Raw genomic sequence first — 20,030 nt, 5'->3', positions numbered from 1 at the left:
ACTATGACGCCAGCGTCGACGTACAACCCGCCCGCAGAAGGTTCCGGGATCTACCGGGACGAATGGGGCATCCCCCACCTGTGGGCTGACAGTGCCGATGACCTGGCCTTCCTCCAAGGCTTCAATGCGGCAGCGGACAGGTCCTGGCAGATCGAACTGGAACGCTGGCGCTCCGAAGGACGGACGGCCGAGCTCCTGGGATCCGCGGTCCTTGAGTGGGACCGTTTCGCCCGGCAGGCCCGACTGGACCATACTGCGCAGCGCTGTTTTGAAGGGTTGGACGAGGCCACCCGCCGCTGGTGTGGGAAATATGTGGACGGCGTGAACCAGGCTTTGGCGGACGGCCTGCGGAGCGGCGCGGAATTCGACCGGGCCGGCGCTGCGGCCGAACCGTGGAATCCCTGGACCCCGCTGGGAGTTTTCCTTGTTCACCACATCCTGTTCTCCACCTTTCCCAACAAGCTGTTCCGCGCCCACGTTGCCCGTGCCCTTGGCGCCAAGGCAGTGGACCTGTTCAGCATCGAGGCACCGGTATGGTCGGGCAGCAACGCGTGGGCTGCACATGGATCCGTCACTGAAAGCGGGCTTCCGCTGGTGGCCGGCGACCCCCATCGCCTCATGGAACTACCCGGCGTGTACCAGCAAGTGCACCTGGCCTGCCCGGAGTTCGACGCCGTCGGGTTCGCTTTCCCGGGTGTCCCCGGGCTGCCGCATTTTGCGCACACAGGTCACACCGCCTGGGCCATCACCAATGCCATGGCCGACTACCAGGATCTCTTTGAAGAACACCTCCGCCGGCTCCCCGTCCGTGGGGATCCCGCCGAGCGGGTGCTCGCGCGGGGCCCCAAGGGTTGGGAGGTCGTTGAGGCCGGGGTCGAAACCATCACCGTGCGGGGCGGCGAGCCGGTCCGTGTGGAAGTTCTCCAGACGCCCCGCGGTCCCGTTATTTCACAAACGCCCGACGGCGGCGCGCTGAGCTTGCGCTTCCCCGCGTCGGTTGAAGGGCGGCTGGGTTTCGAATCCCTCCTTCCGCTGTTGCGGAGCCGGAGCGTGGCAGATGTGGAGGCTGCGTTCGATTCATGGGTGGAACCCGTCAACAGTGTCATAACAGCAGACATCCATGGCTCCGTACGACAATTCGTGGCCGGCCTGGTTCCGCAACGCAATCCTGCAAACCGTCGCTTGCCTGTTCCAGGCTTCTCCTCCCGTCACGGATGGGACAAGCAGTACGTGGCTCTTCCCCGCACCAAGGTCCGGCGTTTCGCCGTCAGCGCCAACGATCGCGCAGCCGGCGGTGGGGACTCCGTAGCTTTGGAGTTCGCTCCGGAACACCGGGCGCGGAGGATCCGCGAGCTCTTGGAGGCCACCTGGGAACCCTTCACGGCGGACCACATGCGGGCCATTCACTCGGACACGTACCTGGGGCCGTGGCCACACTTCCGGAAACTCTTGGCGGCCCTCGATGCAGATGATCTTTCCCCGGAGGCGTCGTCCCTCCATGCCAGGCTTCTCGAATGGGATGGTCGGATGGACTCCGGGAGCCATCTGGCGGCGTGCTTCGCAGCGTGGCGGGGTGCCCTGGTCCAAAGGATCGTCAGGCATACCGCCTTGTCTGCCCTTGCCGGGCCGACGGGATTTTCGCCCTTGTTCGGACCGTGGCTCTCCATAGCTTCCCGGGTGGGTTTCGCGCTCGAAACCCTGACGGTCCGCGCCGGCGAACTGGGGATATCGGTGCCTGTTGAGGCTACTGCGGCCCTTGAGGATGCGGCGCAGGATAGGGCCTTGGAGGATTCAAGCCAGAACCGCGGCACGTGGGGTGACCGGCATCAGCTTCTGGCGGTCCATGTGCTGCCCGGAGACCTCGCCGGTTCGGCACCAACACGCGCGCTCAGCGGGGATACCGGATGCGTCCTCTGCACGGAGAGCCTTCCCGGTGTTGACGACCGCAGCTTCCGGGGACCTGTCGCCCGTTATGTCTGGGACCTTGCCGAGCGAAGCAAAAGCCGCTGGGTGGTCCCTTTCGGCGCCTCCGGCAGACCGGAAAGCGCCCATTTTTCCGACCAACTCCCCCTCTGGGCCGAGGGTGAACTCATCCCCGTGATCACGGATTGGGGCCGTCTTCGCAAGGAAACGCGCTGACAGCTGCTTCCGGCACGCACGCCACACAAACCAAATGGAGAATGAATGACCACCTCAACACAGGACTTTGCCGTCCGCCAGACCATCTACGCAGAAGAACTCCCGGGCTGGGGTTCGTTGCGGATTGTCCCGCTCATTCCTGCGGAAGACATCGAATTGGTCCACCAGTGGGTCTCGCAGCCAAGGGCAAGGTTCTGGGGCATGACCGAAAAATCACGCGAGGAAGTCCAGGGAATCTACGAGTTCCTGGACTCCCTGGACACGCACCATGCCTTCCTGGTGATCCTGGACGGGGAGCCGCTGGCTTTGTTCCAGACGTACGAGCCGCTGCACGATCCCGTGGGTGAGGCCTACCCTGCGCGCGAGGAGGACATCGGCATGCACCTGCTGCTCGCTCCCGCGACGCGGCCGATTCCGCACTTCACCCCACGGCTTGCGACGTCCCTCATCAAGTACATGTTCTCGGTCCCCGGAAAGGACCGGATCATAGTTGAGCCCGATGCCAGGAACGCCAAGGCGCTTCGACGGCTGGAGGCGACCTGCTTCGAGCTGGGTCCCATCATCCGGCTCGAAGAAAAGGAAGCCCAACTCGGCTTCCTCACGCGGGCCGGCTTCGAACAAATCCAAGCGGAGCAATCCACTCGCTGAACCCCTAGCGCCAGACGAAGCTCCACGTGCCTGCACCCAAGGCGGCCAACACAGCCGCGGCGGCAATCAGCACCCCTCCCAGCAAGACCCAAACGTCCAGCATCGAATAGGTGGACTCCCGGGCCCACGTGCGCTGCGCTCCCCCGAAGCCCCGGGCCTCCATGGTCACAGCCAGCCGCGACGCCCGCCGGACAGCCTGGACCAGCAGCCCGAAGCTCTGGCCAAGGGTCGCTTTGAGCCGCTGCACCGGGTTCCCCTGCGATCCCACCCCGCGGGCGCGCCGGGCCATGCCGATGGTTTGCCATTCCTCCGCCATCAGCCCCACAAGCCGCATCGCAGCCAACGATCCCAACACGAACCGGTGCGGGAGGCGGGCCTTCTGCGCCAGCGCGTCGGCAAGGTCGGTGGGGTCCGTGCAGGTCATCAGGAGGATCGCCGGGAGGGCGATCGCCAAGCCGCGGAGCATGAAACCCAGCCCCAGCTCAAGGGAACCTTCGCTGATGGACCACAGTCCAACGTCGAGCAGTACGGCCCCGCTGTCAGCGGCGACAATCGCAGTGCTCCACCCGCCAATTGCGGCTGCGATGATGAGCGGCCACGCCCGCACCCACAAGAGCCGCAAGGTCAGCCCGGCAAGCGGGAACAGCGCGAGTTCGGCGGCAAGGGCGATCGATGCCGATACCCAGTCGATGGACAAGGCCAGGACCATCGAAATCAGGAAGACGGCAACGAACTTCGCCAGGGGGTTGGCCTTGGTCAGCACCGCGTTGTTTCCGGTGAGGCTTAGCGCATCCCTCATGCCGCACCCGCTTCCTGCCTGGCAGCTTCAGTGGCCGGGTCCAGCCGCAACTCCATGCCGCCCAGCACTGCGCTGAATTCCTCGTCGTGGGTGACGGACACAACGGCCGTGCCCTGGTCCAGCAACTCGGACAGGAAAGACGCGAGTTCCGCCCAGGTGTTGGCATCCTGCCCGAAGGTGGGCTCATCAAGCACCAGGACCTGCGGGTGGGCGGCCAGGACGGTCGCGACGGAAAGCCGCCGCTTCTCGCCGCCGGACAGGGTGTAGGGATTCGCGTCCACCAAGTGCGTCAAACGGAGCCTCTCCAGGAGTTCGTCCACCCGCTCCTCACCCCTGCCAAGGTGCCGGGGCCCAAACATCAACTCATCCATCACTTTGCCCGTGACGAACTGATGCTCAGGCTCCTGGAACACCGTCCCGATGCGGGAAATCAGTTGATCCGCCTTCCACTTGAAAGGATCGATTCCGGCACCCTCGGAAAGCTCGACGGCGGCAGAGACCTTTCCTGCCACCGGCGCCAGAAGGCCGGCCATCGTGAGCGCAAAGGTGGACTTCCCTGCGCCGTTGGGGCCAGTGATGGTCAACGCCCGTCCTGCCCGAACCTGGGCGGACACACCGGCTTGGACCGGGATGGGCGGGATGCTCTTGAAACCCCTCCGCCGCGGCCTTTCGCGGGAAACGGCCACGTGCTCTGCTGCGAGGAGCAACTCCGCCGGCCCCTCGGCGGTGGTCCTGGTACGGGTACGGGGCACATATCCCGGGACCCAGACTCCGGCTGTGATGAGCATGCTCCGGGCTTCGGCGAGCACCTGATCGGGAGGGCCGTCCAACAGCACTCCGCCACCGGCCGAGCCCGGTTGGAGGACCACGATGCGGTCAACCAGGTCCTTCCACACGGACACCCGGTGTTCCACTACAACCAGCGTGGCACCGGTCTTTTCAAGGCAGCGGCGAACTGCGTCCCGGACTTCCAGCACGCCTGCCGGGTCCAGGTTCGCCGTTGGTTCATCGAGCAGGATCAGCCCCGGCCGCATCGCCAGAATCCCGGCCAGCGCCAGGCGCTGCTTCTGCCCGCCGGAAAGAGCCGCCGTCGGGTGGTCCAACGCGAGGCCGTCGCCGGCAGCGGTACGCAACCCGACGTCGTCGAGCGCTTCATGGACCCGTGCCCAAATGTCGTCACGGGGCACGGCAAGGTTCTCGGCGCCAAAAGCGACGTCGTCGCCCACGCGGGACAGGACTACTTGCGTTTCCGGGTCCTGCTGCATGAGCCCGGCCCGGCCCCGCTGTTCGCGAGGTGCCGCACCGTCGATGAGGAGGGAACCGGTCTCGTCCGCGTCGTCTTCCTCGTCGCCCAGCACCCCGGCGAGGGCGTGCAGGAACGTAGATTTACCGGCGCCGGACGGCCCCAGCAGCAGAACCCGTTCCCCGGGTTCGATCTGCAGGTCCAGCCCCTGGATGGCTGGTACCGTCCGGCCGGAATGCCGCCAGCCCCAGCCGTTGGCGGAGATGGCGGCGGGCCGTACCTGTGCCGGTCCCATCAGTTGAAGACTGGCTCTGACGCGGCTTTCCGGGAAGCGAAGGAGCTCAGGACGCCCGTGGACGCGAGCCCGCGGGTGGCCACCCATGACAGTGCCCCGGCGATGATTGCGCCCGAAACGGTGGTGAAGGCGATGTAGGCCAGCTTGTCGACGGCTTCGTAGGCGATGTTCCAACCCCACGGCATGAAGGAATCGTTAAGGCCGCAGAACAGTCCTGCCCCGGCACCCGCGAGGAGGGCCACCGGGAGGTTGAACTTCTTGTAGCGGAAAGCAGCGAAGATCAGTTCTGCTCCGAGGCCCTGCAGGATGCCGGAGATCAGGACCGTGGTGCCGTACTGGGACCCCATGATGAGCTCACCCGTTGCTGCGACGGCTTCGCAGAACAGCGCTGCTCCCGGTTTGCGGATGATGAGCATGCCCAGCACGGCCGGGATCATCCACCCGCCGGCGATCAGGCCGGTGAGGGGCGGATAAGCAGCATTCATGGGAACGGATACGAGTGCGGCGCCCTGGGACCAGGCCCAGAAGATCACTCCGCCTGCGATGGCAATCAGCGCCGCCACCACAATGTCTACAACGCGCCAGCTGTTGCCGGTCTTCTTCACGCTTGACGTGGTCATTCTTAGCCTCCTGAGGTTACAGGAGGGGAAAGTGCTCCCCGGTATTCCCGGTGGCCTGCTGCCATCCGGTTCCGGACACTCTGAGAAGCTCGACTCCCTTGCGCCGGTACTAACCGGATCAGGTTCGAGGGTCTGCGGCTGTCCGCACTCTCAGCGCCCTCGCGTCTCCTGCATGCCTGCAGGTTCGACGGCGGCGCTCCCCTGTCGTTATCAATCTGCCCTTGTGGGCGTGCCCAGTTTACACCGGAAGGGGTGCGCCGGGTTATGGGCCCGGTCATAAACCTTTTTGCTGTTTCACGGGCGCACAGCCGGGACCGGCTGTGCCGCACACCTGAGAGAATGGGGCCAGCAGATTCAGCACACCGGATTCACAGCAGCAAGAGGGGCGCCCATCCCATGTCAGAACAGCCAGCCAAGGACACCCCCGTGGCCGAACCCCGCCTTGCCGCCAGCGTGATCCTGCTTCGGGATGCGTCAGCGGGGCTGGAAGCCTTTGTCCAGCACAGGGTCTCTTCCATGGACTTTGCAGCAGGCATGGTGGTGTTCCCCGGCGGTCGCGTCGATGCCTCGGACGCGGAGGGCTGGAACTACTCCTCCGAACTGCTGGAAAGGCATGCGGCCGATTGGTCGATGAGCTCGATCGCGGCCTCCGACCCGCATGCGCAAGCAGGCACGGTGTTGGCGGCTGCCATCCGTGAAGTGTTCGAGGAAGCAGGGCTGAGCCTCGACGCCTCCCAGCTCCGCCCCTGGGCCAACTGGGTGACGCCCACGGACATGCCCAAGCGCTTCGACACCTACTTCTACGTGGCCAGGCCCGCCCCCGGAGCCGAGCCGCAGCACCAAACCACGGAGGCCTGGCAGTCACTCTGGATGCCGGTGGAAGGCATCCTGGCGGCAGAGGCAGAAGGCAAGCTCCAGCTCATGCCGCCAACCTATTTCCTGCTCAAGGAGATCTCGGAGTTCCACAGCGTGGAGGCCGTGTGGCAGGCCGAGCACCAAGTGCGGCCCGTCCTGTCACCTCCTGGCTCCATGGCTGCGTTCCTGAAGGAACGCGGGAACAAGCAGTAAAACGCGGCCCCCACCGCCGTGACGCTAGGCTGAGGTCATGAACTTCTTCTTCAAGCTTCTGGGTGCCGGCGTGAGCCTCGGCGCGGGTTTCCTTGGCACCAAACTGGTGAACAAGGGTTGGGAAAAGGCCACAGGCCACAAGCCGCCCGCAGGCCACGACGACGTCGAGACGAGCCTCCGCTCAGCCCTGACCTTCGCGTTAGTGTCGGCTTTCGTCAGCACGCTCATCCAGGTGCTCACCAGCCGCGGAACCCAGCGTGCCATTGCCCGCTTCGCGAAGTCCCAAGACATCATCTAGGAGCTTTCCTGCACACGGGCAACGGATCAGTTCTCGTTTTGGCTTTCGGCTGCCCGCTGGACCACGGCTTCCAGTTCATCCTTGGTCAGCAGTTCCCTGTGCCCGTGCTTGGTGCGGTACGCGGAGCGGCCCACCATGTGCGCGGAGACTGGCGCGGTGAGCAGCTGGAAGATCCAGGCCACCAGCAGGACCGGCCACACCCACCACGTCCTCATCTGCAGCCCTATGGAGGCCAGCATCAGGAACAGCCCCAGCACCTGGGGCTTGGTGGCGGCGTGCATGCGGCTCATCAGGTCCGGAAAACGCAGCAAGCCAATAGCGGCGCCCAGGGACATCAGCGCGCCCACCACCAGAAAGACGGCGGTCACGCCATCAATGACGGCGTCCAGGCCGGTTGCATCAGGACTCATTGCTTTGCCCCCTTCTGTCGGCCACGAAGCGGGCAACCGTCACGGATCCGATGAATCCAATAACGGCCAGGGCAACCAGCAGCATGAGGTTGTTCAAGTGACGGTTCACGGCCATGTCGATAGCCAGCGCCGCGCCCAGGATGGCCAGCAGGACGTCCGATGCCAGTACGCGGTCCAGGAGGGACGGGCCGACGGCGATCCGGATGATGGCCCCGGCAGCAGCCAGGCTCAGGATTGCCGCCGTCACCACCAGTACAAGTTCTTTCACAGCGCTGCCCCTTTCACACCTGGGTGCTGCTCGGCCTGCAGCGCGTCCAGTTCTTCACGTGTTCCCATGATCCGGATCAGCCCGGCCTCGATGTCCTGGACCTCCCGGCGGATCTTCTGGATGTCCTCTTCGGTTTTCATGTTCAGGGCGTGCAGGTACAGGGTGGACGTGGAGCGGTCCACTTCCACCACCAGCGAGCCCGGAATCAGCGAAATGACGTGGCCGGTGGCCGTCACCATGAGGTCGGAATGGCTCCGCAACGGAACAGCGACGACGGCGCTGCGCACGCTGGGCCCTTTAACCACGGCGAGGTAGAGGACAAGGAAGCTCGCTGCCGCCACTTTGCCGAGGAACATGAGGGCGAAGCGGAATGCCCGGAGCACGTTGAACCGTCCGCTGAGCTCCACGGGCGGAAGGTAGAACAGCTTGGCCACAATGATCGCGATCAACGCGCCGAACAGCAGATTGCCCGGGCTGAAGTCCCGCCAGAGGGCACCCCACACGATGACGAGCCATACCAGCAGCGGCAGTTCGGTCCGGAAGGATATGGGTTTACGGCTCATTTGGCATCACCCGGCTGCGCCTGCGCGGGCACGGGAGCGGTATCACCCAGGACGGAGTGGATGTACGCACCCCGGTCCAGCATGATTTCCGCAGAGCCGCCGGCGAGTTTGAAGAGCGGTCCGGCGAAGACTGTCAGTGCCACTCCGAAGACCACCAGGGCTGCGGTGGAACCCACCATGCTTCGCGGGAGGACTCCGACGCTGCCGGGAGATTGAAGGACGGGGTCCGGGAAGTCGGCGTCCTCGGGCTTGCGCCAGAAGGCCCTGTTCCAGACGCGGGCGATCGCCAGCAGGGTCAAGAGGCTTGTGACAACCCCGCCCACTACAAGCGTGATGGCCAGCGGTGTTCCCAGGTCCACACCGGCCTGCAGAAGGCCGAGTTTGCCCAGGAAGCCTGAGAAGGGCGGAATGCCTGCAAGGTTCATGGCCGGTACGAAGAACAGCAGGGCCAGCAGCGGGGAGAGCTTGGCCAGTCCGCCCAACCTGTCGATGGACGATGATCCACCGCGACGCTCAATGAGGCCAGTGACCAGGAACAGGCTCGTCTGCACCGTAATGTGGTGGGCCACATAGAAGACCGCTGCTCCCAGCCCCGTCACGGAAGACATCGCCAGGCCGAACACCATGTAACCGATGTGGCTGACCAACGTGAAGGAGAGCAGACGTTTGATGTCGCTCTGCGCCAGGGCACCAAGGATGCCCACCACCATCGTCAGCAGGGCCACCACCATGAGCGGGGTGTTGAGCGTGTCCCCCGGGAAGAGGAGCGTCTCCGTCCGCACCATGGCGTACACGCCCACTTTGGTCAACAGGCCGGCGAACACGGCCGTGACCGGCGCGGGGGCCGTCGGATAGGAGTCCGGCAGCCAGAACGACAGCGGGAAGACAGCTGCCTTGATCCCGAAGGCGACCAAGAGCATCACGTGCAGGAGATTCCGGGTCCCGTCGTCCAGCTCGGCCAGTTTGATGGCCAGGTCCGCCATGGTGATGGTGCCGGTGGCGCCGTAAATCATGGCGATGGCGATCAGGAACAGGACCGAGGAGACAACGGAGACCACCACGTAGGTGACGCCGGCGCGGATGCGTGGTCCGGTACCTCCCAGGGTCATGAGAACGTAGCTCGCTGTCAGGAGGATCTCGAAGCCCACGTAGAGGTTGAAAAGGTCACCCGTGAGGAAGGCATTGGACACGCCAGCCACGAGGATCAAGTACGTGGGGTGGAAGATCGAGACGGGAGCTTCCTGGTCGCCGTCGGCCATGCCCTGGCCGGTTGCGTAAATCAAAACCGCCAGGCTCACCACCGTGGAGACCACCAGCATGAGTGAGGAGAACTGATCCACCACCAGAACCACACCCCACGGAGGCAGCCAACCGCCCAGCGTGACGGACGTCGTGCCGCCGTTCCACACGGAGAAGAGGAGGAAGGATTCCAGAATCAACGTGAGGCTCAGGATCCCGATGCTGACGGCACGCTGCGCCGCAGTGTGCCGGATCAAGACGAACGCCAGCGCAGCGCCCAGGATGGGGAGAAGGACAGCAAGCGGTGACAGGTTAGCGAGGTTCACGCGCTGCCTCCTTCCCGGCTCTTTGCCGTTTTGGGGGTTTCAGTTTCTTCCGGGTGCAGTCGTTCCTCGGGGGTGGACGGCGTAATGGCGAACTCCGAGGTTTCCAAGGGAACGATCGCATCGTCTTCAGCGTCGTAGCTGGGTGTTTTGGCCACGCGGCGGTCTTCAACGTCATCCTGGATTTCGTCTTGCCGTGCCAGCGCCCAGGTCCGGTAGATGATGCCGAGCATGAAAGCCGTGACGGCGAAGGAGATGACGATCGACGTCAGGATCAAAGCCTGCGGCAGGGGGTCGTTGTAGGCTCCCGGGTCTGTCTCTTTGCTGTACAAGGGAGCCAGGCCCGCGTAGCCGCCGGTCGCGAGGATGAGGATGTTGGTGGCATTTGCCAGCAGCATCAGGCCCAGCAGGACGCGCGTGAGGCTGCGTTCCAGGATGAGGTAGATCCCGCAGGCGTAGAGAACGCCCATGACGATCAGCAAGGTCAGGTTGATGCTCATGCGTTGCCCTTCCCTGCAGAGGCGGTCTCGGCGGCGTCTTCCTCGGCGATGGGGGCTCCCTTTCCTTCAAAGTGTTCGTCGATCTCGGCACCAAGGCTGCGGAGCACGTCCAGGGCCAGGCCCACCACCACGACGTACACGCCGATATCGAAGATGGTGGAGGTGACGAACTTGACGTCCCCGAACACCGGGAGCCAGAACTCGATGATGGCGCTCTGGAACACCTGGCCGCCAAGGAACAGCGGTACGACGCCGGACGCAGCCGCCGTGGCCAGGCCCGTTCCCAGGAGCGTTCCGGCGCTGACCGTCGCTGCCTCACTGAGCTCGAACCGGCCGCCGGCCAGATAACGAATGGTGAGGGCCAGGCCTGCTGTCAGGCCTCCCGCAAAGCCGCCGCCCGGCAGGTTGTGTCCGGCCAAAAGCAGGTAGATCGAGAAGACAATCATGGAGTGGAAGATCAACCTGGTGACAACTTCGAAGATGATGGACCTGCGCTCGGGGGCCAGGGTACGGCCTGCCACAAGCCAGGCATCGCGTGTCACGTCGCTGAACTTCCGGGCGACGGCCAGCGTGGCACTGTCGCGGGAATCGCGCTCCACCCGCCGGCCCACACTGCCTTCAGGTACTGCCGCAGACGTGCGGATCCGGTCGCCCCGGCTGCGCACGAAGATCAAGCTGGCCACACCGGTGGCTGCAACGGCCAGCACCGAGATCTCACCGAACGTGTCCCATGCCCGTATGTCCACGAGGGTCACGTTGACGACGTTCAGTCCCCCGCCGCCTTCGTAGGCAAGCTTCGGGAATTCCAGGGAGACCGGCGTGGCCACCCGAGCACCCATCGCGAACATGGCAACGAAGATCATGGTGGCGCCAAAGGCTGCACCGATAATGACGCGGATAACCCGCAGCCTGCCGCCGGTGCGGTCCCGCAGCTCTGCAGGAAGGCTGCGCATGGCCAGCACGAAAGCAACCAGGACGATTGTTTCCACAAGCATCTGGGTCAAGGCGAGGTCAGGAGCGCCTTGGAGGGCGAAGACCAGGGCGATCCCGTAACCGGTGACGGACACCATGAGTACGGCGAGGAAACGTTTGTTGGCCCGGACGGCCGCCAACGCACCCACCACAATGCCGATTCCCACAATCAGCTGGAGCGGCGAATTGGGATCAATGAAGTACACGTTGCCGGGCAACGGCTTGTTGGAAACGAGCAGTGCCGTCAGGGGAACCGTGAAAGCGACACTGAGGATGACCGTCAGGTAGAAGTACAGGGAACCACGCTGCGTGCGGCCGGTGATCCAGACTGCGACGTCGTCCAACGCGCCGATGGTGTGCTGGTAGGCGCGGTCGCCATCCACCCAGTCAGGGACGAATGCCTGTGCCCGGGACACGAAGTTGCGGCCGTAGAACATCGCCGCGCCCACCGCGAAAGTCAATGCTGTCAGTCCCAAAGCGGGAGTGACGCCATGCCACAAAGCCAGGTGTCCGGCGTCGACGGTGTTTTCCTTGCCTGCGAAGAGCGCGGCGTAGGGCTGGATCCAAGCGTCCACCGGCACGGGCCAGACGCCGTAGGCGATTGACAGCGCGGCAAGGATGGCGGGGGCGGCGAGGAAGGCCGGCTTGATGGCCTTGAACGGGGTGCGTTCAATGCCGGGCTTCGTGGCAAATGCCCCCCACATGAACCGCGCACTGTAAGCGAATGTGAGGATGGAGCCGATCACCAGCCCCACCAGGATCCAGATGCCCCAGTCGGGCGCATCGGGCTCAGTGGCGTAATGCACGAACGTCTCGAACACAGACTCCTTGGCCACGAAACCCGCCAATGGCGGCACGCCGGCCATCGATGCTGCGGCGATGGCAGCCACTACGCCCAAAGCCCGGGAGGAACGGAATACGCCGGACAGCTTGCGGATATCACGCGTACCCGATTGGTGATCGATGATGCCCACCACCAGAAACAGCGTTGCCTTGAACAAACCGTGGGCCAGCAACAGTGCCAGTCCGGCAAGGGCCGCGTCCGGCCTGCCCAAGCCAACCACCATGGTGAGGAAGCCGAGCTGGCTGACAGTGCCGTAGGCGAGGATGAGCTTGATATCGGTCTGCCGCAGCGCCCGGTAGCCGCCGATGAGCATGGTCGCCAGGCCCAATCCGAGGACCAGCGGCAGCCAGAACGCAGACTCGGCAAAACCGGGAGCAAGCCTCGCAACAATGTAGATGCCGGCCTTTACCATCGCCGCAGCGTGGAGGTATGCACTCACTGGAGTGGGCGCCGCCATGGCACCGGGCAGCCAGAAGTGGAACGGGACGAGGGCCGATTTGGTGATGGCACCAACCAGGACAAGCACGACGGCGGCGGTCACGGCATCCTGCATGGGGCCGCCCATGAGCTCCCCGGCTTGCTCGAGGATCGCCGAGATCCGGTAGGTTCCGGCTGCCTGGCCGAGGATGATGAGGCCCACGAGCATCGCCAGCCCGCCTGCGGTGGTGACCATCAATGCCTGCAGGGCCGAGCGGCGGGCTGCCAGCCTGGTCCGCGCGTAGCCGATCAGGAGGTAGGAGAGGATGGTGGTCAGTTCCCAGAAGATGAACAGCATCAGCAGGTCATCGGACGTCACCAAACCGAACATCGCGCCTGCAAAAGCCAGCAGTTGGGCGCCGAATCCGCCAAGACTGTGGTCTGAGTCCTTGAAGTACCGCGCGCAATAAACCAGCACCAGCGTGCCCACGCCAAGGATCAACAGCGACATCACCCAGGACAGGGCGTCCATCCTGAACGCGAATTCCAGTTTCAGGTCCGGAATCCAGGGGACGATCTCTTCTATGCCACCGGCGGAATATACAGCGTCATGCTGAAGGACCAGCCAAGCGAACGCGCCGGCAGGTATGGCCGCCAGGGCATAAAAAGCGTTCCTACCAAGTTTGCTGAAGATCAAGGGCGCCACAGTTGCCGCTACAAAGGTGATGGCGAGAACTGTGATCAAAGGTGTCTCCGCAAAGTCAGGAATGAATTATCAAAAGTTGGAGCAGGCGGTACATACGTTGGGTTCAGTCTGTCTAGTTTATCAAGGCGAACCGACAGTTTTTCCCCTGCTCCGGATAGCATTCAGGCTATGAACGCGGCTGCAGTTCCCGAAACTTCCCCACCGTCGTCCGAGCTTGCCTCGGGTCCTGCCTCTTCCAAGAAAGGCCAAATACTGGCGTGGGCTGCATGGGACTGGGGTTCGGCTGCGTTCAACGCCGTGATGACCACTTTCGTGTTCACCGTGTACCTCACGTCGAATGCTTTCGGCGGGGAAGATACTGCATCTGCTGCCCTTGGCGCCGCCCTGGCCGTCGCCGGCCTCGCCATTGCCCTCCTTGCCCCGGTCACCGGCCAACGCTCGGATGCCGGAGGACGCCGGAAGCTCTGGCTGGGCGTCAACACTGCAGCGACGGCAGTTCTGACCGCGTTGTGTTTCTTCGTGTTCCCGGAACCGGGTTTCCTTCTGCTGGGCGTCAGCCTGATCGCGCTGGGGAATGTCTTCTTCGAGTTCGCGGGGGTCAACTACAACGCGATGCTCTCCCAGATCTCCACGCCCAAAAACATCGGCAAGGTCAGTGGCTTCGGGTGGGGCATGGGGTACCTCGGCGGGATTGTCGCCCTCCTGCTGGTCCTGCAACTGTTTGTCCAGCCGTCTTTCGAGTGGTTCGGTTCGTCCACGGAAGACTCCCTTAATATCCGCCTGGTGGCTGTCTTCTCGGCTTTGTGGTTCTTTGTCTTTGCCCTGCCGGTCCTCTTGACGGTGCCGGAAGTGCGGATTCGCAAGGACACTGCCGCGCTGGGTTTCTTCGCCTCATATCGCTTGCTGCTGCGGCGCATCGCAGCCATCTACCGCACCAGCCCGCACACGATCTTCTTCCTTCTCTCCAGCGCGATCTTCCGGGACGGGCTGGCCGCCGTCTTTACTTTTGGCGGGGTGATTGCCGCAGGCACGTTCGGCTTTGAACTGAAGGACGTCATCTTCTTCGCAATCTTCGGCAACGTGGTCGCAGCCGCCGGCGCCATCGTGGGCGGCTTCCTGGATGACAGGATCGGGCCCAAGGCCGTTATCGTCCTGTCGTTGATCGGGTTGCTCATCGCCGGAACGGTCATCCTGGTCCTCGGCAACGGGGACTATGATTTCTTCGGATACCAATGGGCCGGCTCCACCACCTTCTGGGTTTTCGGACTCCTCCTCTGCCTGTTCGTAGGACCGGCGCAATCGTCATCCCGGGCTTACCTTGCCAGGCTGGCTCCGGAGGGCGAATCGGGCGAACTCTTTGGTCTTTACGCCACTACGGGCCGGGCTGTCAGCTTCCTCGCTCCCAGTCTTTTCACCTTGTGCATCACAATCGCCGCTCCGTTTGTTGAAGAAGGTGGGGCCCAACGTTGGGGCATCCTCGGGATCATGGTGGTCCTGCTGGCAGGCCTGCTGGTGATCCTGCCGGTGAGGCCGCCGAACAAGACCTCGATTGCCGTGGTCCCCAGCAAATAAAGGCCCGGCGGGAGCCGGGCACGAATGCCGCTCCCCAGCGGACTATCGAAGATTTTCTACAGAGTTAAGGTTGAGAGATGAACGTGGAAGAGACCGAACTCCCGGGCCTCGGTGTCCGCAAGGACTTCGTCACAGCGTCGGGTCGTCGCATCGGCGTGGTTGAGCACCGTGAGGGTGAGACCGAACTATTCGTTTCCACATGGGACGATCCTGACACTTGCCAGGCTTCCATCCCGCTGACGGCCGACGAAGCTGCAACCTTGGGCAACCTGCTGGGCGGACAGCACATTGCCATGCGGCTGGCGGAAGATCACAAGGAACTCCCGGGCATCATCACCCGGCAGTTCTCCATCAAGTCCAGTTCCCCCTTTGCCAACCAGCCCATGGGGAAGGCGCAGATCAGGACGCGAAGCGGGGTTTCCATCGTGGCCCTCATGCGCGAAGGCGAGGTGATCCCGTCACCGTCACCCGAAGACGTCCTTCATCCCGGTGATTTGCTCGTAGCGGTCGGCACGCAGGAAGGCCTTGACCTGGCCGCCGCCATCTTCCGTAACGGCTGACCCGCATGGATCCTTTAGCAGTGACCCTGGTGGAACTGGGCGCCGTAGTCTTCTGCCTGGGACTGCTTGCCAGGTTGGCCGGCAGGATCGGCATGTCCCCGATTCCGCTGTACTTGGTTGGCGGACTGGCCTTTGGGGCAGGCGGACTGGTGGATTTGGATGGCCTGCATGAGTTCGCGCACCTGTCCGGCGAGATCGGGGTGATCCTGCTCCTGCTGATGCTCGGGCTGGAATACACCGCTTCCGAGCTGGTCACCGGACTCAAGCGCTCATGGCAAGCCGGAATTATGGACCTTGTCCTCAACTTCATCCCCGGCGCGGGCATCGCCATGCTCCTTGGCTGGGGACTGGTGGGGGCAATCGTGATGGGCGGCGTCACCTACATTTCGTCCTCGGGCATCGCCGCGAAGGTCATTACGGACCTTGGCCGGATCGGTAACCGTGAAACACCCGTGGTGTTGTCGATCCTTGTTTTCGAGGACCTCGCCATGGCCGTCTACCTCCCGATCCTCACCGCCATCCTTGCCGGCGTCGGCTTCCTCGGCGGGCTGCAGACCGTGGGCATAGCACTGGCTGTTGTCACGGTGGTCCTGGTGGTGGCGCTGCGGCACGGACATCGGGTGTCGAAGGCGATCCACAGCGAGAACTCCGAGGTGTTCCTGCTCAACGTCCTCGGTCTGGCGCTCCTGGTTGCGGGCCTTGCCTCAGCGTTGCAGGTCTCGGCCGCAGTGGGCGCCTTCATGCTGGGCATCGCCATCTCCGGTGCAACCGCCCACAACGCCACACGAATCCTGGAACCCCTGCGCGACCTTTTCGCGGCCATTTTCTTCGTAGCGTTCGGGCTCAACACCGATCCGGCATCTATTCCGCCGGTCCTCGGCTGGGCGCTTGTCCTGGCGATCCTCACAGCCGCAACCAAGGTGGTTACCGGCGTCTGGGCAGCCAAGCGCGCTGGTATCGCAGTTCCCGGTCGTTTCAGGGCAGGGGCGGCCTTGATTGCCCGCGGCGAATTCTCGATCGTCATTGCCGGGCTTGCCCTTGCGTCCGGCGCCGTTCCGGGCGAGCTCGCGGCTCTCGCTACGGCTTACGTGCTCATTATGGCCATCCTGGGCCCACTCGCGGCCCGGTTCGTGGAGCCCTTGGTCAAGATGATCCGCAAGAGCCCCAAGGCCCCTCCCCGGAGAACCGAGCCCACCCCGGTCTGAACACCCCGCTCACCCAAGGGTGACCTCCCGGCACCAAGCCCTTGCCTAAGCCCCGGGAGCTAACCCCTCGGCGGCGGGAAGGGCTAAATGGACGTCCTGTGGAAGTTCAGGTGGCTGCGGCTGGCGGTCGGGCCACGCTGGCCTTGGTAGCGGTTGCCGTACTCGCCGGACCCATAGGGGTGCTCCGCTGCCGACGTGAGCCGGAAGAAACACAACTGGCCGATCTTCATCCCGGGCCAGAGCTTGATGGGCAGGGTTGCCACGTTGGACAGCTCCAGCGTGACGTGGCCGGAGAATCCCGGGTCAATGAACCCGGCGGTGGAGTGGGTCAAAAGACCAAGCCGGCCGAGGGAGGACTTTCCCTCCAGCCGTGCCGCGATGTCATCCGGAAGGCTCACGGTTTCATACGTGGAACCGAGGACGAATTCACCCGGGTGCAGGATGAACGGCTCGTCGCCCTCGACCTCCACCAGGCGGGTCAGCTCGGGCTGCTCCTCGGCGGGGTCGATGTGGGCGTATTTGTGGTTGTCGAACAGCCGGAAAAAGCGGTCAATCCGCACGTCCACGGAAGACGGCTGAACCATCGCGGGGTCGTACGGTTCAAGGACAATCCGTTGGGAGTCAATTTCGGCACGAATATCGCGGTCAGAGATCAGCACAGCATCAAAAATACAGTATTGATTGTTCCGGCTCCCGTGGGACGATAGTTCCCGGACAAGTTAAGCCGCGCCCGTGGTTTGGGGGCAACGAGCATTCGCGGGGTAATTGTGGGGAAATGGGCAGCGCCCGCGGCTATGGTCGTGGCCGGAACAGTGGCATTGGTCATAGTCGGATCCAGCCAGCTGCTTCCGGCGACGGAATCCACGCCGGGGGGCGGGACCACCCCCTCCAGCAGCGCACCTTCCGCTTTCCAGGCTCCCGAACCAAGTACGACGCCGGCACCCTCACCTGCGGTGGACACGCCCGCGGCCGGCGGGGATGCCACGTCCAGCCCGGCGACGGACCCGGGATCAATTCCGGCACCTGCAGGGCCAACCCGGCCAGTCGCCGTCGAGCCGACCATTGAGAGCCCGCCGCCGGTGCCGACGATCGGACCGTCATGGGGTCCGGACGCCCCGGGTACGGTTGGCACGCCATCAGAGAGCGCAGGGGCGGGTGCCTCTGGACCGGCACCGAGCGAACCGTCCGCGTCCGCAGTCCCGACGCCGACTGCACCCGCCGCTGGACCCGTACCTTCCGCGCCGCCGTCGGCAGCGCCCACCGCAACGGTGACCCCGTCACCCAAGCCCACCGCCACGGTGGCCCCAACAGCAGCGCCCACCCCAACCCCCACCAAGGCAACGGGACCCAGCGCAACTCCAACGCCGACGCCGACGCCGACCGGCACAGCCACAACTCAGACAAGCGCTCCAACACCATTCCCCGGCAAGACCCCCAGCGGCGACGCCAACGCTGACAACGGCGCCCTCGCTTTGCTTCCCGACAGTAATTCGGCCGCGATCCTCACTGTTTTCAACTCCATCAACAGCTACCGGGCTTCCCTCGGCCTGGCCCCGGTGAAGTACCACGCAACCGTGGCCGGACTCGCGCAGGAGTGGTCCAACAACATTGCCAGCCGGGAAGTGATCCAGCACAGGGCCAACTTCTGGACGGATCCCCGCGCTTTGAACCCGAACAACGGTGCCGGCGAGGTGATCGCCGTCCGTTGGGACCGCGACGCCGCACAGTTGGTGGAGTGGTGGAAGGGTTCTCCCGGCCACGATGCCGTATTGAGGGATCCCCGGTTCAACGTGATCGGCATCGGCATCACGTACACCGACGGTAACTGGCAGACCACGCCCAACCGCTTCACCATGTGGGGCGTGGTCAACTTCTTCGGCTACACCACCTTGCCGGCGGGAACGGTGACCAAACCGGGCGGAACAGTCACGCCTCCGGGAACGGTCACCCCTCCGGCTGATCCGGTGGCCGCCTGCGAGCCCGGCGACAAATACCAGCCGCCCACGGTGGACCTGAAGTCAGCCGCCATCCGCAGCGGAGCGGACCTCGTGTCTGTCGCAGCCGACGGTTCGGTGTACTCGTACCCTTCCCTGGGCAACGCCAAGTACGGTGCGGCCCGGAAGATCGCCCATGGTTTCACCGGGCTCAAGGAACTCTTCGTTTCGGACTGGGACCGTGACGGGGTGTTCGACCTCATCGCCCAGCGGACGGATGGACAGCTCCTGGTGTACCCGGGCAGGGCTTCGGGCGGGTTCGGCTCGCCCGGCGTCCTGGGCCATGGGTGGCAGTCGCTGACCCTCGCGGTGGGTCAGTGGTGCGCGACCAACCGCCTGCCGCAGATCGTGGCCATGGACGGTTCGGGCGGGTTGTGGCTCTACAAGAACTCCGGCATGACGTACATCCGAAGCCAGGCCGCCATCGCCACAGGCAACCCTGCGGTGCGGCTCAGCATGGTGGACTACAACGCCGATGGTTTCCAGGACCTGCTCACGGTGGAGGCCAACGGTTACCTTCGCCTGTACCGCGGCAGCGGGCTGGCCACTCCGCGCCAGGAAGCACGGCCGATTGTCGGTGCGGCCTGGACCGACTACACCGGCTTGCGTTCCCTCCAGGGAGTGGACGGGCCCGGCAGCACGGGCGTCGCGGGCTTGGGCACGAACGGCGTTCTGGAGTACTGGGACCTCACCTCGGGACGACTCACAACGCCAGTGTCCGTGGGCGGCGGCTGGACCGGCTTCAAACTGGCGCAGTAGCAAGCCTGCGCAGTAGCCGACCGGCGCAGCCAGCCGGGGCCGGTCGGCTACGAACGTCAGGCGGCAGGCCGCGATTCGATCACTGCCTTGAGCTGTTCCAGCTGGGCAACCTCGGCCTCCATGGTTTTTTGGACCATGCCAACCATCAGCTTTTGCAGGCCTTTGGGGTGGTATTCGAGGGCAAACCGTAGGCGCGTTGCAGGCCCCTCGGTGCTGAGGTAGTAGCCGCCCGTGGGGCGTGCGGGTCCGGCGATGACTTCGAAACGGACTTCCGCTCCGGGCCGCGCGTCAGTGATCCGGAAGTCTGCGGCGATCGACCGGCCGCCGGGGCCTGTCAGCGTCTGCTGGTACACGGCACCTTTTTGGCCGCGTTCCCCTGATTGCAGCGAAATGCTGCGCACGCCGGAACGCCAGAGGGAATTGTTAAGGCCATCCATGAGGAACCCGTAAACGGTCATGGCGTCCCTGTTGATCACCACTTCATAGGCTGCGAGTGCCACGGAAACTTCTTTCGGCGTACGGTCGAATGGTCGTAGCCCGGTTCCCCATACACTGCAGCTAACACCTTCAGAATAATCAGCCGGACCT

The 20,030-nt window shown here is 64.2% G+C and carries 20 protein-coding genes and 1 riboswitch; of the genes, 8 read left to right on the top strand and 12 right to left on the bottom strand.

All coding sequences use genetic code 11. The features are described 5' to 3' along the window. The first annotated feature begins 3 nt into the window (after nt 1-3). Both HMI59_RS02855 and HMI59_RS02850 read left to right on the top strand, forming a co-directional pair. A complete protein-coding gene (locus HMI59_RS02855) occupies nt 4-2,139 on the top strand; it encodes a penicillin acylase family protein (RefSeq protein ID WP_193592732.1) in 2,136 nt (711 codons plus the stop codon). A 45-nt stretch (nt 2,140-2,184) separates the two neighbouring features. Beyond that, nucleotides 2,185-2,787: a GNAT family N-acetyltransferase gene (locus HMI59_RS02850; protein ID WP_193592731.1), complete on the top strand. Its 603-nt coding sequence runs from the start codon at nt 2,185-2,187 to the stop codon at nt 2,785-2,787. A gap of 4 nt (nt 2,788-2,791) precedes the next feature. On the opposite strand, the gene HMI59_RS02845 is transcribed toward HMI59_RS02850, so the two are convergent. From HMI59_RS02845 to HMI59_RS02835, 3 genes are read right to left on the bottom strand one after another with little or no spacing between them, the layout of a single operon-like run. Then, nucleotides 2,792-3,586, bottom strand: a complete 795-nt coding sequence (locus HMI59_RS02845) for an energy-coupling factor transporter transmembrane protein EcfT (RefSeq protein WP_021474063.1) — start codon at nt 3,584-3,586, stop codon at nt 2,792-2,794. Beyond that, nucleotides 3,583-5,124: an ABC transporter ATP-binding protein gene (locus tag HMI59_RS02840; RefSeq protein ID WP_193592730.1), complete on the bottom strand. Its 1,542-nt coding sequence runs from the start codon at nt 5,122-5,124 to the stop codon at nt 3,583-3,585. Before HMI59_RS02840 ends, HMI59_RS02845 begins: the two co-directional genes overlap by 4 nt. Then, entirely contained in the window at nt 5,124-5,744 is a 621-nt protein-coding gene (locus HMI59_RS02835; RefSeq protein ID WP_193592729.1) for an ECF transporter S component, read from the bottom strand. The genes HMI59_RS02840 and HMI59_RS02835 overlap by 1 nt, the downstream gene beginning before the upstream one ends. Before the next feature lie 77 nt (nt 5,745-5,821). Beyond that, nucleotides 5,822-5,957: riboswitch (TPP riboswitch) on the bottom strand. 183 nt (nt 5,958-6,140) lie between these two features. On the opposite strand from HMI59_RS02835, the gene HMI59_RS02830 reads away from it, so the two are divergent. Together HMI59_RS02830 and HMI59_RS02825 are read left to right on the top strand one after the other, a co-directional pair. After that, nucleotides 6,141-6,812 carry an NUDIX hydrolase gene (locus tag HMI59_RS02830; RefSeq protein ID WP_193592728.1) on the top strand — a complete coding sequence of 224 codons (672 nt, stop codon included), beginning with the start codon at nt 6,141-6,143 and terminating at the stop codon, nt 6,810-6,812. 37 nt (nt 6,813-6,849) lie between these two features. Then, a complete protein-coding gene (locus HMI59_RS02825) occupies nt 6,850-7,110 on the top strand; it encodes a DUF4235 domain-containing protein (protein WP_193592727.1) in 261 nt (86 codons plus the stop codon). 26 nt (nt 7,111-7,136) lie between these two features. On the opposite strand, the gene mnhG is transcribed toward HMI59_RS02825, so the two are convergent. From mnhG to HMI59_RS02795, 6 genes are read right to left on the bottom strand one after another with little or no spacing between them, the layout of a single operon-like run. Then, a complete protein-coding gene (mnhG, locus tag HMI59_RS02820; RefSeq protein ID WP_193592726.1) occupies nt 7,137-7,520 on the bottom strand; it encodes a monovalent cation/H(+) antiporter subunit G in 384 nt (127 codons plus the stop codon). Further along, nucleotides 7,510-7,788: a monovalent cation/H+ antiporter complex subunit F gene (locus tag HMI59_RS02815; RefSeq protein WP_193592725.1), complete on the bottom strand. Its 279-nt coding sequence runs from the start codon at nt 7,786-7,788 to the stop codon at nt 7,510-7,512. The genes mnhG and HMI59_RS02815 overlap by 11 nt, the downstream gene beginning before the upstream one ends. Then, nucleotides 7,785-8,351: a Na+/H+ antiporter subunit E gene (locus HMI59_RS02810; protein ID WP_166187166.1), complete on the bottom strand. Its 567-nt coding sequence runs from the start codon at nt 8,349-8,351 to the stop codon at nt 7,785-7,787. The genes HMI59_RS02815 and HMI59_RS02810 overlap by 4 nt, the downstream gene beginning before the upstream one ends. After that, a complete protein-coding gene (locus HMI59_RS02805) occupies nt 8,348-9,916 on the bottom strand; it encodes a Na+/H+ antiporter subunit D (protein WP_062098241.1) in 1,569 nt (522 codons plus the stop codon). Before HMI59_RS02805 ends, HMI59_RS02810 begins: the two co-directional genes overlap by 4 nt. After that, nucleotides 9,913-10,413, bottom strand: coding sequence for a Na(+)/H(+) antiporter subunit C (locus HMI59_RS02800; protein WP_193592724.1), 501 nt, complete (start codon nt 10,411-10,413; stop codon nt 9,913-9,915). Before HMI59_RS02800 ends, HMI59_RS02805 begins: the two co-directional genes overlap by 4 nt. Continuing rightward, nucleotides 10,410-13,391 (bottom strand): Na+/H+ antiporter subunit A, encoded by a 2,982-nt coding sequence (locus HMI59_RS02795; protein ID WP_193592723.1) that lies wholly within the window; start codon nt 13,389-13,391, stop codon nt 10,410-10,412. The genes HMI59_RS02800 and HMI59_RS02795 overlap by 4 nt, the downstream gene beginning before the upstream one ends. A gap of 129 nt (nt 13,392-13,520) precedes the next feature. On the opposite strand from HMI59_RS02795, the gene HMI59_RS02790 reads away from it, so the two are divergent. The 3 genes from HMI59_RS02790 (at nt 13,521) to HMI59_RS02780 (ending at nt 16,689) form a co-directional block, all read left to right on the top strand. After that, nucleotides 13,521-14,924, top strand: coding sequence for an MFS transporter (locus HMI59_RS02790; protein WP_193592722.1), 1,404 nt, complete (start codon nt 13,521-13,523; stop codon nt 14,922-14,924). 77 nt (nt 14,925-15,001) lie between these two features. Then, nucleotides 15,002-15,484 (top strand): cation:proton antiporter regulatory subunit, encoded by a 483-nt coding sequence (locus HMI59_RS02785; RefSeq protein WP_021474051.1) that lies wholly within the window; start codon nt 15,002-15,004, stop codon nt 15,482-15,484. 5 nt (nt 15,485-15,489) lie between these two features. Then, entirely contained in the window at nt 15,490-16,689 is a 1,200-nt protein-coding gene (locus tag HMI59_RS02780; RefSeq protein ID WP_069696805.1) for a cation:proton antiporter, read from the top strand. Nucleotides 16,690-16,772: 83 nt separating this feature from the next. Here HMI59_RS02780 and dcd read toward each other — a convergent pair whose 3' ends face one another. Both dcd and HMI59_RS25600 read right to left on the bottom strand, forming a co-directional pair. Then, the gene (gene dcd, locus HMI59_RS02775; RefSeq protein ID WP_021474048.1) at nt 16,773-17,348 is read right to left on the bottom strand and encodes a dCTP deaminase; all 576 of its coding nucleotides are present in this window, start codon (nt 17,346-17,348) and stop codon (nt 16,773-16,775) included. Continuing rightward, complete coding sequence (locus tag HMI59_RS25600) at nt 17,342-18,010, bottom strand: hypothetical protein (RefSeq protein ID WP_227471517.1); 669 nt, start codon at nt 18,008-18,010, stop codon at nt 17,342-17,344. The genes dcd and HMI59_RS25600 overlap by 7 nt, the downstream gene beginning before the upstream one ends. Between HMI59_RS25600 and HMI59_RS02770 the strand changes: the two genes are divergently transcribed. Beyond that, entirely contained in the window at nt 17,988-19,442 is a 1,455-nt protein-coding gene (locus HMI59_RS02770) for a CAP domain-containing protein (RefSeq protein ID WP_227471516.1), read from the top strand. The genes HMI59_RS25600 and HMI59_RS02770 overlap by 23 nt on opposite strands. A 56-nt stretch (nt 19,443-19,498) precedes the next feature. Here the strand turns inward: HMI59_RS02770 and HMI59_RS02765 are convergent, their stop codons facing one another. After that, nucleotides 19,499-19,942, bottom strand: coding sequence for an SRPBCC family protein (locus tag HMI59_RS02765; protein WP_021474045.1), 444 nt, complete (start codon nt 19,940-19,942; stop codon nt 19,499-19,501). Nucleotides 19,943-20,030 lie beyond the last annotated feature (88 nt).

Origin of the sequence: Paenarthrobacter sp. YJN-5, assembly GCF_015040095.1 — a bacterium.
Lineage (GTDB): Bacteria > Actinomycetota > Actinomycetes > Actinomycetales > Micrococcaceae > Arthrobacter > Arthrobacter ureafaciens.
Note: the sequence above shows the minus strand (reverse complement) of the source record. Positions and strands in the feature narration are given on the sequence as shown.

Bases quoted from the DNA above. Each gene is read 5' to 3' on its own strand.
- HMI59_RS02810 (WP_166187166.1), bottom strand. From the start codon at position 8,351: ATGAGCCGTAAACCCATATCCTTCCGGACCGAACTGCCGCTGCTGGTA.
- HMI59_RS02845 (WP_021474063.1), bottom strand. From the start codon at position 3,586: ATGAGGGATGCGCTAAGCCTCACCGGAAACAACGCGGTGCTGACCAAG.
- HMI59_RS02780 (WP_069696805.1), top strand. From the start codon at position 15,490: ATGGATCCTTTAGCAGTGACCCTGGTGGAACTGGGCGCCGTAGTCTTC.
- HMI59_RS02785 (WP_021474051.1), top strand. From the start codon at position 15,002: ATGAACGTGGAAGAGACCGAACTCCCGGGCCTCGGTGTCCGCAAGGAC.
- HMI59_RS02800 (WP_193592724.1), bottom strand. From the start codon at position 10,413: ATGAGCATCAACCTGACCTTGCTGATCGTCATGGGCGTTCTCTACGCC.
- HMI59_RS02840 (WP_193592730.1), bottom strand. From the start codon at position 5,124: ATGGGACCGGCACAGGTACGGCCCGCCGCCATCTCCGCCAACGGCTGG.
- HMI59_RS02830 (WP_193592728.1), top strand. From the start codon at position 6,141: ATGTCAGAACAGCCAGCCAAGGACACCCCCGTGGCCGAACCCCGCCTT.
- HMI59_RS02855 (WP_193592732.1), top strand. From the start codon at position 4: ATGACGCCAGCGTCGACGTACAACCCGCCCGCAGAAGGTTCCGGGATC.
- HMI59_RS02835 (WP_193592729.1), bottom strand. From the start codon at position 5,744: ATGACCACGTCAAGCGTGAAGAAGACCGGCAACAGCTGGCGCGTTGTA.
- mnhG (WP_193592726.1), bottom strand. From the start codon at position 7,520: ATGAGTCCTGATGCAACCGGCCTGGACGCCGTCATTGATGGCGTGACC.
- HMI59_RS02850 (WP_193592731.1), top strand. From the start codon at position 2,185: ATGACCACCTCAACACAGGACTTTGCCGTCCGCCAGACCATCTACGCA.
- HMI59_RS02825 (WP_193592727.1), top strand. From the start codon at position 6,850: ATGAACTTCTTCTTCAAGCTTCTGGGTGCCGGCGTGAGCCTCGGCGCG.
- HMI59_RS02790 (WP_193592722.1), top strand. From the start codon at position 13,521: ATGAACGCGGCTGCAGTTCCCGAAACTTCCCCACCGTCGTCCGAGCTT.